Source organism: Pseudoalteromonas sp. DL-6, assembly GCF_004328665.1.
In the GTDB taxonomy this organism is placed as follows: domain Bacteria; phylum Pseudomonadota; class Gammaproteobacteria; order Enterobacterales; family Alteromonadaceae; genus Pseudoalteromonas.
In genome coordinates, this window is sequence record NZ_CP019770.1 from 2,366,293 (window position 1) to 2,380,793 (window position 14,501).

The 14,501-nt window shown below is 38.8% G+C and carries 12 protein-coding genes and 1 tRNA gene; all 13 read right to left on the minus strand.

Features of this window, described 5'->3' with window-relative positions; all coding sequences use genetic code 11:
• Positions 1-231 precede the first annotated feature (231 nt).
• Positions 232-1,203, minus strand: a complete 972-nt coding sequence (locus tag B1F84_RS11070; RefSeq protein ID WP_131691429.1) for a hypothetical protein — start codon at positions 1,201-1,203, stop codon at positions 232-234.
• On the minus strand, positions 1,204-2,553 hold the full coding sequence (locus tag B1F84_RS11075) for an AAA family ATPase (protein WP_131691430.1): 1,350 nt from the start codon (positions 2,551-2,553) through the stop codon (positions 1,204-1,206). It abuts the gene before it with no gap.
• Positions 2,550-4,394: a restriction endonuclease subunit S gene (locus B1F84_RS11080; RefSeq protein WP_131691431.1), complete on the minus strand. Its 1,845-nt coding sequence runs from the start codon at positions 4,392-4,394 to the stop codon at positions 2,550-2,552. The genes B1F84_RS11075 and B1F84_RS11080 overlap by 4 nt, the downstream gene beginning before the upstream one ends.
• Positions 4,394-5,866 carry an N-6 DNA methylase gene (locus tag B1F84_RS11085; RefSeq protein ID WP_131691432.1) on the minus strand — a complete coding sequence of 491 codons (1,473 nt, stop codon included), beginning with the start codon at positions 5,864-5,866 and terminating at the stop codon, positions 4,394-4,396. The genes B1F84_RS11080 and B1F84_RS11085 overlap by 1 nt, the downstream gene beginning before the upstream one ends.
• Positions 5,867-5,984: 118 nt before the next feature.
• A complete protein-coding gene (locus B1F84_RS11090; RefSeq protein WP_131691433.1) occupies positions 5,985-8,444 on the minus strand; it encodes a DEAD/DEAH box helicase family protein in 2,460 nt (819 codons plus the stop codon).
• Between the two features lie 482 nt (positions 8,445-8,926).
• Positions 8,927-9,829 (minus strand): hypothetical protein, encoded by a 903-nt coding sequence (locus B1F84_RS11095; RefSeq protein WP_131691434.1) that lies wholly within the window; start codon positions 9,827-9,829, stop codon positions 8,927-8,929.
• A gap of 8 nt (positions 9,830-9,837) precedes the next feature.
• Positions 9,838-10,218, minus strand: a complete 381-nt coding sequence (locus B1F84_RS11100) for a hypothetical protein (RefSeq protein WP_131691435.1) — start codon at positions 10,216-10,218, stop codon at positions 9,838-9,840.
• The gene (locus B1F84_RS11105) at positions 10,218-10,418 is read right to left on the minus strand and encodes an AlpA family phage regulatory protein (protein ID WP_131691436.1); all 201 of its coding nucleotides are present in this window, start codon (positions 10,416-10,418) and stop codon (positions 10,218-10,220) included. The genes B1F84_RS11100 and B1F84_RS11105 overlap by 1 nt, the downstream gene beginning before the upstream one ends.
• Before the next feature lie 160 nt (positions 10,419-10,578).
• On the minus strand, positions 10,579-11,475 hold the full coding sequence (locus B1F84_RS11110) for a hypothetical protein (protein ID WP_131691437.1): 897 nt from the start codon (positions 11,473-11,475) through the stop codon (positions 10,579-10,581).
• A 12-nt stretch (positions 11,476-11,487) separates the two neighbouring features.
• Positions 11,488-12,726: an integrase domain-containing protein gene (locus tag B1F84_RS11115; RefSeq protein WP_131691438.1), complete on the minus strand. Its 1,239-nt coding sequence runs from the start codon at positions 12,724-12,726 to the stop codon at positions 11,488-11,490.
• A 258-nt stretch (positions 12,727-12,984) separates the two neighbouring features.
• A tRNA-Arg gene (locus B1F84_RS11120) sits at positions 12,985-13,059 on the minus strand.
• Positions 13,060-13,126: 67 nt separating this feature from the next.
• Complete coding sequence (locus B1F84_RS11125) at positions 13,127-13,804, minus strand: FlgO family outer membrane protein (protein WP_131691439.1); 678 nt, start codon at positions 13,802-13,804, stop codon at positions 13,127-13,129.
• 8 nt (positions 13,805-13,812) lie between these two features.
• On the minus strand, positions 13,813-14,490 hold the full coding sequence (locus B1F84_RS11130) for a FlgO family outer membrane protein (RefSeq protein WP_131691440.1): 678 nt from the start codon (positions 14,488-14,490) through the stop codon (positions 13,813-13,815).
• Between the last annotated feature and the right edge of the window lie 11 nt (positions 14,491-14,501).

The following is a 14,501-nucleotide window of genomic DNA, read 5'->3' on the forward strand; positions in this document are numbered from 1 at the left end:
ACACCTAATAAACTGATTAATAACAAAATAATAAAAACAAAAAGTAAGCAGTGTAACTTACAGTGTAACAAAAACACTTTCTCTGCGTAGATATTAAAATACAAAGTTAAATGTATATAAACCTGTAGGTTCAGATCATAAAATGTACTTTTTTAGTTAACTCAGGATATGTAGTTAACTTTTATAAAATTATATTTAAATGGCACTATTCAATACCTCTCCATTTTAAACTTACTTCGGGTAGACCCATTCTCTATTTTTATTTAGGTCTTTATAAACATCTTGGAAAAATGAGGTGTTTTTGGGTTTAATAGTAAAGGTATTATTTTCTATAATCTTATCCCTGAAAATATCTACTCCTTTACCTATTTGTACAACGTGCTTATCAATACAAAGCATTCGGTCATGTGCTTTTTGTCCAAACAATCGGTCCTTGCAAAGAGAAAAATTAATGTCGATTTTTCCCTCTCGGAAGTATGGCTTTTTTTTCAAGGTATTATCAATAAAGTCTTTTAAATCAGCTGAATTTATTACTGAGTTATACCTATCGCAAGCAGAGAAGATATCTAACTTATAATTTGTTTCATAAGATGCTAATTTTTGAACTAACCACTCAAGTGAAGACTTATTACCGTTTTGAAAATCTTGCATTAAATTTTCGGCTAAGTATCGGTCTATAACAGTTATTGTTTTTGAGTGACGAACAAGACTACAAAACCTAGTATTCCAGACAATATCAATATCATCATTCGCTGTAATGTCACTCTCGCAATACTTTGAACTATTGTTAAAGTTAATCGATTCATTCAGGTTACTAGGCGAGACTATTTCTAATTCATTACCTTCTTTTATTAAGCTTTTTTCTTCATAAATATCAAGGAACTCGCTAGCAATCAAGCCAGTATAAACACGATTTTTGTAAAATTTTCTTTCAAAATCAGTAATACCTTCTAAATCAGACAACCTATTTTTTTCAATATCAATTTTAAATGTTTTAAAACTTGTTAAAGCTATAATCCATTTTTGTTTATACTTCTCTGGAATAACCTTAAGCGCTTCTCTAATCTCTCTCATGCTATCATCAGACATAGCCAGACACCCATAACGCTCCCAAGAATTGAGAATACTTTCACTCATCATAGGGATCTCACGTAAAAGGTTATCTTCAAAAAGCTCTTCATCAAAATAAAATGGGGTAATCATCTACTCTCCAAATATTTCATTGAGTCTTTCTTCAAAAAAGCCTTCAGGCCAAGCTGTTGTAAAATCACCATCGTCATCTAAGCTAATTCGTGTTACTTGTGCGCCGGTTTCACCTACATCAACGTACAAAACAGAGATCATTTCTTTTGAGATTCTTTTTTCTCTGATTCGTCTTTGGATTCGAAGCATTAAGGCTTCGCTATGTGTTTCAACAATCCACTGGTTTTTACCTGATTCAACCGAATCAATAAATAAATCAGCTAAATGGGCTTGTAAACGAGGGTGAAGATGTATTTCTGGCTGCTCGACACATATACTATTTTTATCTGATACAACAGCTTCAAATATTATAGGTAAAACTTGGCCTATCCCAAATCCTACATCTTTAGGTGTTATTACAACGTTATTTCGTAAATCTTTTAATTGTAAGCTAATTAGAGGGCCTGTATTTATATCACCTAAATCTTTAATATCTATTTCATATGGGATATTAAATTCTTTTAAAAATTTATTAATTTTGTCTCGCTTTGAAACACTTAAAGATCTCAACGCCAAACCTAAATTTTGCTTTCCTAATCCCTTTTGATAAACATCAGTTTCACTGGAATAAAACTTCTTAGGAGAGCTTCTTAATGGTCCAAGGTATTTGAGACTATCAAGCACATAACCTATATCATCAGCTACTTTCTCAGTATATTCATATAGTATTGAGCTTGGCTCATTTCGACTTGCTGGTAAGTTATAACGTCCTGAAATATTGAATGGTTTCGTGAGTTCTGTATCCAGCTTTGTATATGAATTACCATCCGTAGATTTTAATTTATAGTTTTGGCTAATAGCATTGCGTAAACTTTTTGCACCATCTAATTTGTATAAAACTTCAGAACCGGCATCTATTGGAGCGCTAACAGTAAAGTTAACCTTTTCAATATTTTTATCCACAACTGAAAAATTAAACTTATTGAGAAAACTATAATTATTAAACGACCGGTATTCAAATTTAACGCTTCTTTTACTCGAATTCGAGAATAGTAAATTATATGAATAAGTATTCTTGAACTCTTCAGCATCATGATCACCATCATAGTGAAGAGAAAATGACATTTTCTTATTATTATCTTGAATATTAACTAATGACTCATAAGTGCCTAGCACAATCGAATCACCAGATGTAATTAACTCTCCTCTTTTAGATTCTGAACATAGAGTTTGTTTTAACATCATCAATGATTGAATTATCGAACTTTTGCCTGATGAGTTAGGACCAAAAATTAAAGTTATCGGCGCAAATGGTAACGATTGCTTACTCGCAAATGATTTAAAGTTTTCAATTTCAAAATTAGTAATCATGATTTTTTACCTTCAAAAACAGCACTTTCAACAATGATGTCGGTTAGGTGGAGCTTAGTGGTTTGTGCATCGGTTAAACGGGCTTTGAGTTGGTCGCAAAGTGCCATTAGTTCATCGACTTTGGTTACGATACGACGTTGCTCTTCTACTGATGGGAGAGGTACTTTTGTAGTTGAAAGTCTGTTAAGAGCCATCTTTTGAACTCCAACTTGTTTGGTCTTATCAAAAAATTGCTCTTGAGCGAAATCACTATCTAAATATTTAAACAAATAATATTTCTCGACCCCTATAAATGGGGTCAATCTAGCCGCATTTTCAGTTAAATTCATGCCGTTGAACCTAATCGGTATTAAGCCACATTTACCGATGGTCGCACCGACAATGGTCATGTATAAATCATCCGTAGTTATTATATAATTGCTGATTTGAGATTGGACATCTTCAGTAATATAGTGAAGATCGTCTTCTCTAATGCTGCCATTTCTCATATCAGATACTCGAATATAGATATAAGGGGTTACTTCCCTAGATAATACTTGCCCTTTAGGTAAACGTTTTCCGCCCCGAATTGTAACTAACTCACCTAGATTAACCCACTCCCAGCCTTTGGGTAACTCAAAGGGTTTTTCTTCGTCGGTAATTTCTGGCAGTGGCTTTTGCTTTTTAATTTTTTTGTCTTTAATCAGTTGGGCTTTTTCTGCTGCTATGCGCTCTAGGAGTTTGGCGGCGGGCTCGTCGGTTGGGTTTTGTGGGACGAGTTTGCCCATTACTGCTAGTTGTAAAATGGTTTGTTTTAGCGTGTCGATGCTGGCGGTGGTGGTAAATAGCGTGTCGAAGTGCTCGCTTAAACGTTGCCAGTTTTGTTGGAACTGTTCAGCTGTTTGTTCCGGTGTTGCGCCTTGCTCTGGTGCTTTCAGCAAGGCCTCTAACAGCACTTCAACTAATGTTTGATGTGCCGCAATACTATTTTCAGTTTGCGTCTCTAGCGCATCACACAAGCCCATTAACTCATCGACTTTACTAGCGATACGATGTTGTTCTTTCAAAGGCGGTATAGCAGTAACTAGCGGGTTTAACTTCTCTAATGAAATATTGGCAATATTCGTTGTTTGGCTAGCACTACCTATTAATTCACTCTTGATTAATGGACAGCGCAGTAAACACATTAAATAGCTAGGACTTAAATTATATGGTCTAATAACACTGAGAAACCCCCCGAATGAGGCTTTTTCTGAGGGGATTGAAGAAACATAAGATACCTTTCCTACTAACTCTCTGCTATTTGCCATAGACATAACAATGTCTCCTAGCTCAAGGTATTGCTCATCTCTTTTTACAAATCTGCTTTCGACAAAGAGCAAATCATCCCACTCTAATTTATCTTGCACGTTAGCTGTTCTCAAACAAGCAACCCTAGTAGGGCTCGCTTCTCTGTATTTTTCGCTGGCAGGAAATGTTATTCCACGGATAATAGATACAACATCGCCTAGTCGTGAATAACTCCAAGTTACTGGCAGTCCATACGGTTTTTCATCTTCGCCAATTTCTGGTAGTGCTTTTGGCTTTTTGATTTTCTTATCTTTTACCAATTGCGCTTTTTCAGCAGCTATACGCTCTAGTAATACTGAAGCGGGTTCGTCATTTGGATCTTGTGGCACTAATTTGCCACGTACTGCGAGATCTAAAATAAGCTCACGCAGTTTTTTAATACCGTGAAGTGAAAATTTTTTAGATGAGCCGCGACCTGATGACGATTTTTGCTCGATGGCCGTTGTCCAAATATCAAGATGTTCGGTTATGAACTGCTCTGCGTTTGTGTTTGGTGTTTTTGACTCAGCCATTACTTGCCCTCAACATCTTTTGAAAGGGCAGCTGACAATATGCCTTTAAGCTGATCGCGCAGGGCTTGTATGTCGGCTTGTTGCTTTGAGTAGTCGGCTAGTAGCTCTTCTAGGTTATGGCTGATTACTTCGCCTACATGTGGGTTTTTAATGTCGAGGTTATAGTTACGAGCAATAATATCGTCGATTGATACTTTCCAGGCCTGCTCTGTCTCAGTACGGCTGGCAAAGCCGTCTGCTTCGTTGCCCCACCATTCGAGCTCCGTTTTGAACTCTTCAAACTTCATTGGTTTGGTTTTGTTGTAGTTTTTAACGCCTGCTGGGTATGGGTGCTCGTAAAACCATACGTCTTTTGTTGGTGTCCCTTTGGTAAAGAATAGTATGTTGGTTTTAATACCGGTATACGGGTTAAACACGCCATTGGGTAAGCGTATTATGGTATGTAAGTTACATTCCTCTACCAATAGTTTTTTAATTTTGGTTTTTACGCCTTCACCAAACAAAGTGCCGTCTGGCAATACAACCGCAGCGCGACCTTTAGTGTTGAGCAGTTCTATAATAAGCTGTAAGAACAAATCGGCTGTTTCGCGAGTTTGCATGTCGCTTGGGAAGTTTTTTTCTATGCCGTCTTCTTCAGTGCCGCCAAATGGTGGGTTGGTGATGATGACATCTACTTGGTCGTCCCAGCTTGAAAGCGGTTTATTTAGTGTATTGCCGTGTTTAACTTGTACCGGTACTTCAATGCCGTGAAGCATCATATTGGTAGTACACAGTAAGTGCGGGAGTTGTTTTTTTTCTACGCCGTGTATTTGCTTTTGCAATATTTGGTGATCGTCGCCCGATTTAACATAGTTTGCTTTTACGTGGTCGAACGCACAGGCTAAAAAGCCACCGGTACCACAGGCAGGGTCCATGATTGACTCGCCTAGTTTTGGGTCGGTTACCGCCACTATAAATTTAGTAATGGCGCGCGGGGTATAAAATTCGCCCGCGTTACCTGCGCTTTGTAAGTCTTTTAGTATTTGCTCGTACAGGTCGCCAAATAAGTGGCGCTCTTTTGAGTCGGTAAAGTCTATTTCGTTAAGTTTGTTTATCACTTGGCGTAGTAGCGTGCCGTTTTTCATGTAGTTAAAGGCATCGCTAAACGCTTGGGTGACTACATAGCCGCGTGGGTTTTTATCTATAGGTGCAGTTAGGTTTTTAAGCTCAGGGAATAGCTTATCGTTTACAAACTCTAGTAGCTCATCGCCCGTTATGCCTTCGTTATCAGCCGCCCAGTTACGCCATAAATACTGCTCGGGGATTGGCTCGCGATAGTCGTCTAGTTCAAGCTCTAGCTCTTCTTCTTGCGCGTCGAATACTTTTAAAAAAAGTAACCACGACATTTGCCCAAGGCGTTGTGCGTCGCCATCGACACCGGCATCTTTACGCATAATATCTTGAATAGACTTAATAGCTGAACTGATAGACATAGTATTCTCTTGTTTGATTATTTTTATAAACAGCGGCTAAAAGCAAATATGAAAGCTGTTTAATTTAAATGGTTTAATGCTTTGCTGACGCTAATACATAGCAACAGCAAACATAAATTTAGGCTGTTTTAGGCGCTGGCATTTGGTAAATTTCGGCCTCGAGCTCTTTAAGTGCTTGCTCGTATTGTGGTTTGCCACCAAAGCCTTTTTTTACTATTTCACTTAGGCTGCCAATTTCGTTAAACGGCGCCACTTTAAGCGCTTGCATAGATTCTATTTCTTGCACGCCTACATCGGCGTATTTTAACAGAAGGTTCTCGAGTACGGTGTGCGCGGTACCCGAATATTTAGTGAAATAGTTACGCTTTTGTACGTTATCTGCGCGCTCTTTACGGGTAAGGGGTGGTTGGTCGTAAACTACATGGCAGATCATATCAAATGGGTCCATGTCTTTGCCGACTTCTTCCTCAAGCGCGGACCAAATAATGCCTTCTTCGGCAAGTTCATCTATTACTGCTTGCTTACGGTCTGACTCATTCCAACGTTTTACAAAGTCATCCAGTGAGCTGTATTGCTTGCTCATGGTTTTACGGGTGTAATCTATAAACGATTCGGTAACGAGTTTACCGTCGGTATCGTAATACTGTACTCGCTCTGCCACTTTATTAACGGTAACACCTGATACGCGGTACTTAACCATTTTGTTAGTTTCGTCGTCCCATTCGCCATCAAGCGTGCCATCGCCTTTGGGGTCGTTAATGGTGTCGTTATTGGCATCGGTTGTATCGTCAGTGGTTGATTGATCATCGAATACGCTATCAGGCTGCTCTTCGGCAGTTGTATCGTCTTGTGACTCAATATCAACGTCTTCGTCTTCAATATCAGTGGGCGTTACTTTAATTACTTTTTCGGGGGTGCCATCAAAGCGTTCATCGGCAAATAACTCGGTGGCTTTTTTAAAGTCGAGTATGGTAAACCACAGCTTGCCGTAGCGGTCATCAATACGGGTACCACGACCAATAATTTGTTTAAACTTGGTCATTGATTGGATGTTTTGATCAAGCACTACTAGCTTACAGGTTTTAGCGTCTACCCCTGTGGTCATAAGCTCTGAGGTGGTAGCAATTACTGGGTAAGGGCGTTTAGGGTTTATAAAGTTGTCGAGCTGGCCTTTGCCTAGTTCGTCATCGCCGGTGATCTTCATCACGTATTTATCGTTTTTAGCCATTTGCTCTGGGTTTAAGTTGGCAATGGCGCGGCGCATACGTTCCGCGTGATCTATGTCGTTACAAAACACGATGGTTTTAGCCATAGGGTCTGTACGTTTTAAATAGTTGGTAATGGTTTCGGCCACTAGTTGTGTACGCTCGTCAATCACCATTGTGCGGTCAAAGTCTTTTTGGTTGTATATGCGGTCTTGTATTACTTCTCCGTTGTTATCAACCTGCCCTTTTGTTGGTCGCCAGCCTTGTAGATCTACATCAAGGTCGACACGTACCACTTTGTATGGTGCTAAAAAGCCATCTTCTATGCCCTCTTTAAGGGAATAGGTATACAAAGCTTTATCAAAATAATCTTCGCTTGAAACTTCTTCAGTTTCTTTGGGGGTTGCGGTTAAGCCTACTTGAGCAGCCCCTTCAAAGTAGTTGAGTATTTCGCGCCATGCGCTATCTTCACTTGCGCTTCCTCGGTGGCACTCGTCAATAATAATGAGGTCAAAAAAGTCTGGCTCTACTTGCCTAAACGCTTTTTGAGATTCTTCTGGCCCTGTTAGCGCTTGGTATAGTGCTAGGTGTATTTCGTAAGCGGGGTCGATTGTTCTGCCGGTAATTTTGGTCATTGAAGTACCAAACGGCTGAAAGTCATTAATACGAGTTTGATCGACCAATATGTTGCGGTCGGCTAAAAACAAGATGCGTTTTTTAGCGCGTGATTTCCATAAGCGCCAAATGATTTGAAACGCAGTATAGGTTTTACCGGTTCCTGTTGCCATAACTAGTAATACACGGTCTTTACCAGACGATATAGCCTCTACTGTTTTATTAATGGCTTGGAGCTGATAGTAACGCGGGTGCTTACCACTACCATCGTCATAATAGGCTTGGTTTATTATAGGAAGTTGCGATTCTGTATAGCCCTTGTAGGCACAATATTTAGCCCAAAGCTCTTGTGGTGATGGGAAGTCTTCTAAGCGTATTTCGGTTTCGAGGTTATTCGCATCAGGCGTGCCTAGCTTAGTTTTATCGTGGAAAATAAAGCCATCGCCATTAGAAGCAAATATAAACGGTACATCAAGCAGCCTGGCGTAATCTAAGCCTTGTTGTAGGCCTTTGCCTACTTCATGCTTATTTGCTTTAGCTTCAATGACAGCAAGCGGCATACTGGGTTTATGGTAAAGGACTATGTCAGCCGATTTAACCGTTTTACGTACACCAAGTTGCCCACGGACTATTACTTTACCGTCACGTAATTTAACTTCTTGGCGTATTTGGGTTATATCATCCCAGCCTGCGGTTTTAACTGCGGGTAGAATAAACTTACTGATTATATCGGTTTCGCTGAGCTTTCTTTTATCCATACTTAAACCATCCCTAAATACTGTGCTACAAGCCAACAAGGCTTTGCGTACAACTCGTTGATTCAACGTGTTTCATGCTGTTTAGTGATGCTATATAAAATACGGTTAATAAGCAAAAATAAAAGGCATACAAAATAATGAGGCCGATAGCTGTATGCGTATATACAGTTCAAATGGTACATAAACATAAAAAGTCAAATCGATTATTTGCTACTTTATTTGTTCCCTACACCAAGTTAACCCATTAACTATCATAAACTTAATAAAATATGTGTTCTCTTATTTGTTCCCTAATGTTCCTTTACTTGTTCCCTTTGGCCATAAACCTATTTTGTTTAATAACTCACTCCTAGTTACGGTTTAAGCAAGCCTCACTTTTGACTACTAATTTATAAAAGTAAAGCTCGCACAAGCTTTATAGGTGTTGAAATGTTTTGGTTTTAAGTAGTTTTTAAATAAATGGGCGAGCAGTCCTTTTAGTGCTAGGTCTTATTAAAACTGCGAGCACTATCGTAATCATCTAGCCATTCATCTACAGTCTGATCCTGTGGCCTTCGTGTATTACCTCCCTTGTATTGCTTTATAGAAGGGGGTATGGCATTACTTGATACCGCACTACCTTGTTTACTTATATCGTAGTTAGGAACACTCGTAGTTTTAGTTGTAAGTGGTTCAAACGACTCGTACTTTACCTCTCCCGTAGTGTGACTAGCTTGTACCCATTGATGTATTTGGGCTAGCTCGTTTTTGCTGCCACCGCTATGCGACACTACTTGTTGCCCCTGAAGGCTGCCACTATTTAGCGCCACCAAGTTGCCACTCCTTTGCCACCTACTTGCCATTGAGTTGCCTTGCTCTAAACCCACAATTATTTGCTGATGAGTGACATTGGCAAAAGATAGCTCATTACCTTCGAGCTTATTTTTATCCCTAAGAGTTGCTTGCCAAAAATACTCACTCATTACATTTATCTTTTTGTAAAGCTCACACGGCCGCCTTGGTTTAGGCATAGCTAACCGGTTCCAAAGTTTCATTAATCCACTTTGCTTTGCTGCTGTAAACTTTTTACCTTTATAGCGTCCAGGTTGTTTTATCCTATTAAGTGACACGTTAAAAATTGTGTAGTAATCAGCATGCGTAGTTAGCTCGTAAAAGCGCAAAGTGATGCCATCATATTGACCTTTTTTATAACCACCTACAGTAAAGTTTGTATAGGCATATATTGGCTGCTGGGTAACTTGACTAATTTGGCTAACTAAGGAGTTAGCATGTTCATTAATCCAATCAGTTGGCACCGCTTCACCGCTTTTTGGAGTTATATTTAATTTACCGTTAGTAATACTTACAACGTCACCTCGGTTAATTAAATATTCAAGCTTAACCATGTACCCTCCTAGCAGCCCATGAGGTTATTAATTGGTTTTAAAAGCTCAGTTTCTTGCTCTGATGTGTATTCAGCTAATTTACGATGAACACGGCTTTTATTTATGGCCTTAATGATATTTTCAGCTATTTCTAAAGAGGAGAAACTGTATTTAAGATAAGTACCGATGCCATCTTTGTTTGGTATTTTTTCACGATTAAATTTAAAAAAATATTCACGTTCAAGATTCGTGAAATAATTTCTTCCGCTTTTTAAATCTACGTTATTCAAAATATCTAACTCAGTCGCGCCAACAGGGTGAGCAAGAATATATAGGGTAGCTCGCTCTTTTTTAGACTGTGGTTTTTTAGAGGCTGGATTGGCGGTTTTACTACCGCATACAGCACTCATTATGCAGCCCCTTTGTGGTGTTTTACACTTGGTAAGTTTTCAAGCCATTGCTTAATATCGCTCTCAAGCCAACCCACCGAGTTTAAACCCAGCTGCTTTCTTTTTGGGAATAAACCTAAACGCTCTTTGCGTCGAATGGTTGATCGGCTTAAGCCTGTAAGCTTGATTACTTCTTTGGTACGTAAAATTTTGTTGTTCATTGAAATCCGCCTTGTTTCTTTATAGGTCAAGGCGGATATTAGAGATTCAAAAAAAAAAGTTCCTGCAAGCTAAAGGTTGGTTTCAGAAACCTAACATAACTTTCTATTTTTTATTTTTTATTTTTAATTTATTAATTAATAATTATTAATTAATAACAGCTTAGTCTTGAACTTTTTTCAACCACTCATTAATTATTTTCGGGATTGTTTCATTTTCAAGTGGTGGCTCATGTGTACTTGGCCAAAATAGCGGTGCTTTATCAATAACAAGCTTTGCTATCTTGGCACCCTTTATTGTGCCTGTCGATGTTACACATTGGTTGCGGTATTGGGCTAAAACGGCTAGTGCCGCTCCAAGAACTTCTTCACGATCCTTGGCATAGACTTCAGCTCTACCTGGGCGCTTTAAAGGATACAAACTATTTCCTGAACAACTTTGATTTTCTGTACTTATCTTAATTTTTTTTAACGCTGAAAAAGCAAAAAAATCATCTCGCTTTATAAATAAATCATTAAACTGAGGATAGAAATATTCAATATAAGTAAATGGTATTTCATCTTTCGGAATATCTTGAGAAATCGAACACATTGCCCAAACTTGCCCATTTTCAGAAACTACTCTCTCAATTGGCTCTGTTACCTCTAGCTCATTACCAGTATTACCTCTGTTTGATAAATTTTTTGCTAGCAGTTCTTTAATTCGAGGATAAGCTTCCATTAAATCTAACTTGTAATAACCAACTAATTTATATACCTCATGCTCTTCGTTGTCATAATAAGGAAAACTATACTTAATACCTATATGCCTATCTTGAAAAAAAATTTTTGACTCCTTATTGTGATAACTATAAGGGCTCTCAACAGAGTGTTCTAAGTACTCACTAGAAGGATTATTTTTTTCGCACTTAAACCCATTTTTATTGTCAAAGTAGACATAAAACGAAAGCTCTTGTTTAAAATAACTCTCAATAAGTTCAATTAATAATGTTTGACTGGTATAGCGTGAGTTATTTTTCAACAACCAAATGGCGTGCTCAAAATCAATAAATTCATCCATAATATTATTTTCCTAAATTGCTTTTAGATGGGCATTTCCAGTAACAGAGTAATTACCCTTACTAGCTTCTTCAATATGATTAGACCACCAGCACATCATTTTTCTTCTGCGTTCTAAGTAATCAGTTCGGTTGTAGGCAGCACGAACTTTATTCTTATCTACATGTGCCAAAGCGGCTTCAATAACATCAGCATCAAAACCTTGCTCATTTAATGTGGTGCTAGCAAGTGCTCTTAACCCATGCGCTGTTTGCTTACCTATTAAACCCATGCGCCTAAGCGCTGCGCCTAAAGTTTCTCGGCTGGCATGCGCTCTAGGGTCTTTATCAGCAGGGAAAATAAATTCTCGATGCGCACTAATAGGTTTTAGGTACTCGAGTATAGCTAATGCCTGCGGTGATAAGGGAACTGTGTGTGGTTTGCGCTTTTTCATTCGCTCAACGGGAATATTCCATAGCTTATTTTCAAAGTCTATTTCATTCCAAGCAGCGCCGGCAGCTTCACCAGGGCGGACCATGGTATGTAGTTGCCATTCAAATAAGCACCGTGTCATCAACTTAATATTAGCGCTATTCACTATGCTAATAAGTTTAGGAAGCTCCTGGGGTGTGAAGCTAGCCATGCTGTTATGCTTGGCAGAATCAAACGCTTTACTTATACCACTTAGGTTATTTGTTTGTATTCGGCCTGTGTTAATAGCAAACTCCATAACCTCATTTACTCTGCGACAAATACGCCCAAGAATATCGAGCTTATCAGCTGCGGCTAGAGGCTTTAATGCCGCAATTGCTTGTTGTGCCGATAACTTGCTAATCGGCACTTTCCCTAAAGAGGGAAACAAGTGGAGCTCAAAACCTCTTCGTAAATTAAAAGCATATCGCGCGCTTACTTTTGGCTCTTTTAAGGCTATCCACTCTTTAACTACGGCTTCAAATGTACTTTTAGCTTCAGCAGCTTTATGGTTTGCAAATGCCTCTTTATGCTCTTTAGGATCTATGTTCTTTGCTAATAAGGCTCTGGCCTCATCTCTGCTCGTGCGAGCATCAGACAAAGTTACATCTGAATACATACCAAAACTAATTTGAGCTCTTTTTTTTGTGTAGGGTTTAGAGTAAGTAAATAACCACATTTTTGAGCCATTTGGCTTAACTCTTAAAGCAAGGCCTTTACCATCAGATAAAAGATATTCCTTTTCTTTTGGCTTCGCTTTTTTTACTTGGGTGTCATTTAATGGGGTAACTAATTTAGGCATTTAACGCTCCACTGTCGAACGGGTAACCAGCGCTTAGAAAACAAAAAAAGTTATAATTTAAATTCTTTCTTTAATTTTCATCTGGTTACGACTTTATGTTACACCAAGTACTGAATATTGGTTCGGTGTAACAAACAGTGTAACTAAAAATTTGAATTATGGCGACACCCTATGAACCAAGGTGAAATGCTAAAACCTTTCATACAAAGGGTCGAAGGGTAATTGTGGTGTGTAGTGAATCACCCTAAATAGTAGTTGTGGTAGCCCCTGCAGGAATCGAACCTGCAACTGCCCCTTAGGAGGGGGCCGTTATATCCATTTAACTAAGAGGCCACATCGAGCTTACAGCTTACAAAAATTATAACGGCATCTGGTTTTTTATATCAAGTATCAAATTAAGTTAATTGCTTGATAAATATATATCTTCTTTATTTAGTACGTAAAGCGGTATAAATGTTCGGCTGCTGGCGGCAAGGCGCTTATTTTCAATATTTATCACGCGAGCATTAATAACAACCCCATCGGCACGGTAAATTAAAGTACCCGATAAAACATGGCTGGCTATATTCGTACCTGCAAGCTTTCGAGTGTCTCGCGTGAATGTAAAGTCACCTTGATTGTTTACGGTAATTAAATTCGCTGTTTTAAAATCAACCGCACTATAACCAAATTTTTGCAGCTGATGTATAAAGGTTTCTGATAACTGATTACCTAACTGGCTTGCTGTAGTTAAACTTGCGTCTAAATCAACGAACGAGGTGACTGCAATCGCTGCATCTTGCGGGGCTACTTGCATAGTGTCGGTTAAATCAAGTGCCATTTGCTCTACGTAGTTAACTAAACTTTTATGATGCTTGTTTGGGTTAAATTGCGTTGTATCGGCGTATTGTTCTTGCTCGTTATTTTGCTGCATTTGCGCCATGATCTGGTTAAAATCAAGATTGCTTACCACTGTTTGCTCAGGCTCAGACTTGGCGGGTTCAGTCATATTAGATTCACCAAGTAAATTACAACCTGAAATAAATATTGATAACGCACTTATGCTAATTAAAGCCGAGCGTTTAGCTAAGTTAACCATGGTAAACCTCACTTACTCGCTTGTTTTAGCATGATGCCATCAGCACTGTTACTGCTATTTAACGCATCAATGACCGATTGCGGAATAAAGCCCTGTGCAGAGCCTACAACCGCTTTACTCGCTAAGCCAACAATTCGTGCATTTACTAATATACCGCCTTGATGGTTTACTAGCGTACCCGCTAATACGTAACTAAAGTTTTGTTCTTGGTTTAGCTCTAAATAATCGCGGCTAAAAACAAAATCGCCACCAGGGGTTACACGCATATAATCGGTGGTTTTAAAATCAATGACCGGCACACCAAAATTATGCAGTTCGTGCATAAAACTCTCTGCGATTTGGTTACCTACTAAATCAGCATTGTTGTAGTCACGGTCTAAAAAAACAAAACTCGATACCGCCAATGGCGTTTTAGTATTTACGTACTGTAAGTTTTCCGCCATGTCTTGCATGATGCCACGCACATAGTGATTAATATTTTTACGTGTTGGTGTATTTACTTGTTTGTTTTTATTCATCACTGCAGCTTTATTTTGATACAGCGAATCTGTATTTGTTGGTGCAGCTACAGGGCGTTGCTCAAAAAACATAGGCGCATCGTCGTTAATTTGCGTGTCACTATGGTTTGTCATTTGTGAACAACCAAAGCCCAGTGGCAAACATAAAGTTAATAGTAGGCGTTTCATGTGTGCTCCTA

What these genes read in the sequence shown, in the direction of transcription:
- B1F84_RS11070 (WP_131691429.1), bottom strand. Translation starts at nt 1,203, where the DNA reads ATGATTACCCCATTTTATTTTGATGAAGAGCTTTTTGAAGATAACCTT.
- B1F84_RS11075 (WP_131691430.1), bottom strand. Translation starts at nt 2,553, where the DNA reads ATGATTACTAATTTTGAAATTGAAAACTTTAAATCATTTGCGAGTAAG.
- B1F84_RS11080 (WP_131691431.1), bottom strand. Translation starts at nt 4,394, where the DNA reads ATGGCTGAGTCAAAAACACCAAACACAAACGCAGAGCAGTTCATAACC.
- B1F84_RS11085 (WP_131691432.1), bottom strand. Translation starts at nt 5,866, where the DNA reads ATGTCTATCAGTTCAGCTATTAAGTCTATTCAAGATATTATGCGTAAA.
- B1F84_RS11090 (WP_131691433.1), bottom strand. Translation starts at nt 8,444, where the DNA reads ATGGATAAAAGAAAGCTCAGCGAAACCGATATAATCAGTAAGTTTATT.
- B1F84_RS11095 (WP_131691434.1), bottom strand. Translation starts at nt 9,829, where the DNA reads ATGGTTAAGCTTGAATATTTAATTAACCGAGGTGACGTTGTAAGTATT.
- B1F84_RS11100 (WP_131691435.1), bottom strand. Translation starts at nt 10,218, where the DNA reads ATGAGTGCTGTATGCGGTAGTAAAACCGCCAATCCAGCCTCTAAAAAA.
- B1F84_RS11105 (WP_131691436.1), bottom strand. Translation starts at nt 10,418, where the DNA reads ATGAACAACAAAATTTTACGTACCAAAGAAGTAATCAAGCTTACAGGC.
- B1F84_RS11110 (WP_131691437.1), bottom strand. Translation starts at nt 11,475, where the DNA reads ATGGATGAATTTATTGATTTTGAGCACGCCATTTGGTTGTTGAAAAAT.
- B1F84_RS11115 (WP_131691438.1), bottom strand. Translation starts at nt 12,726, where the DNA reads ATGCCTAAATTAGTTACCCCATTAAATGACACCCAAGTAAAAAAAGCG.
- B1F84_RS11125 (WP_131691439.1), bottom strand. Translation starts at nt 13,804, where the DNA reads ATGGTTAACTTAGCTAAACGCTCGGCTTTAATTAGCATAAGTGCGTTA.
- B1F84_RS11130 (WP_131691440.1), bottom strand. Translation starts at nt 14,490, where the DNA reads ATGAAACGCCTACTATTAACTTTATGTTTGCCACTGGGCTTTGGTTGT.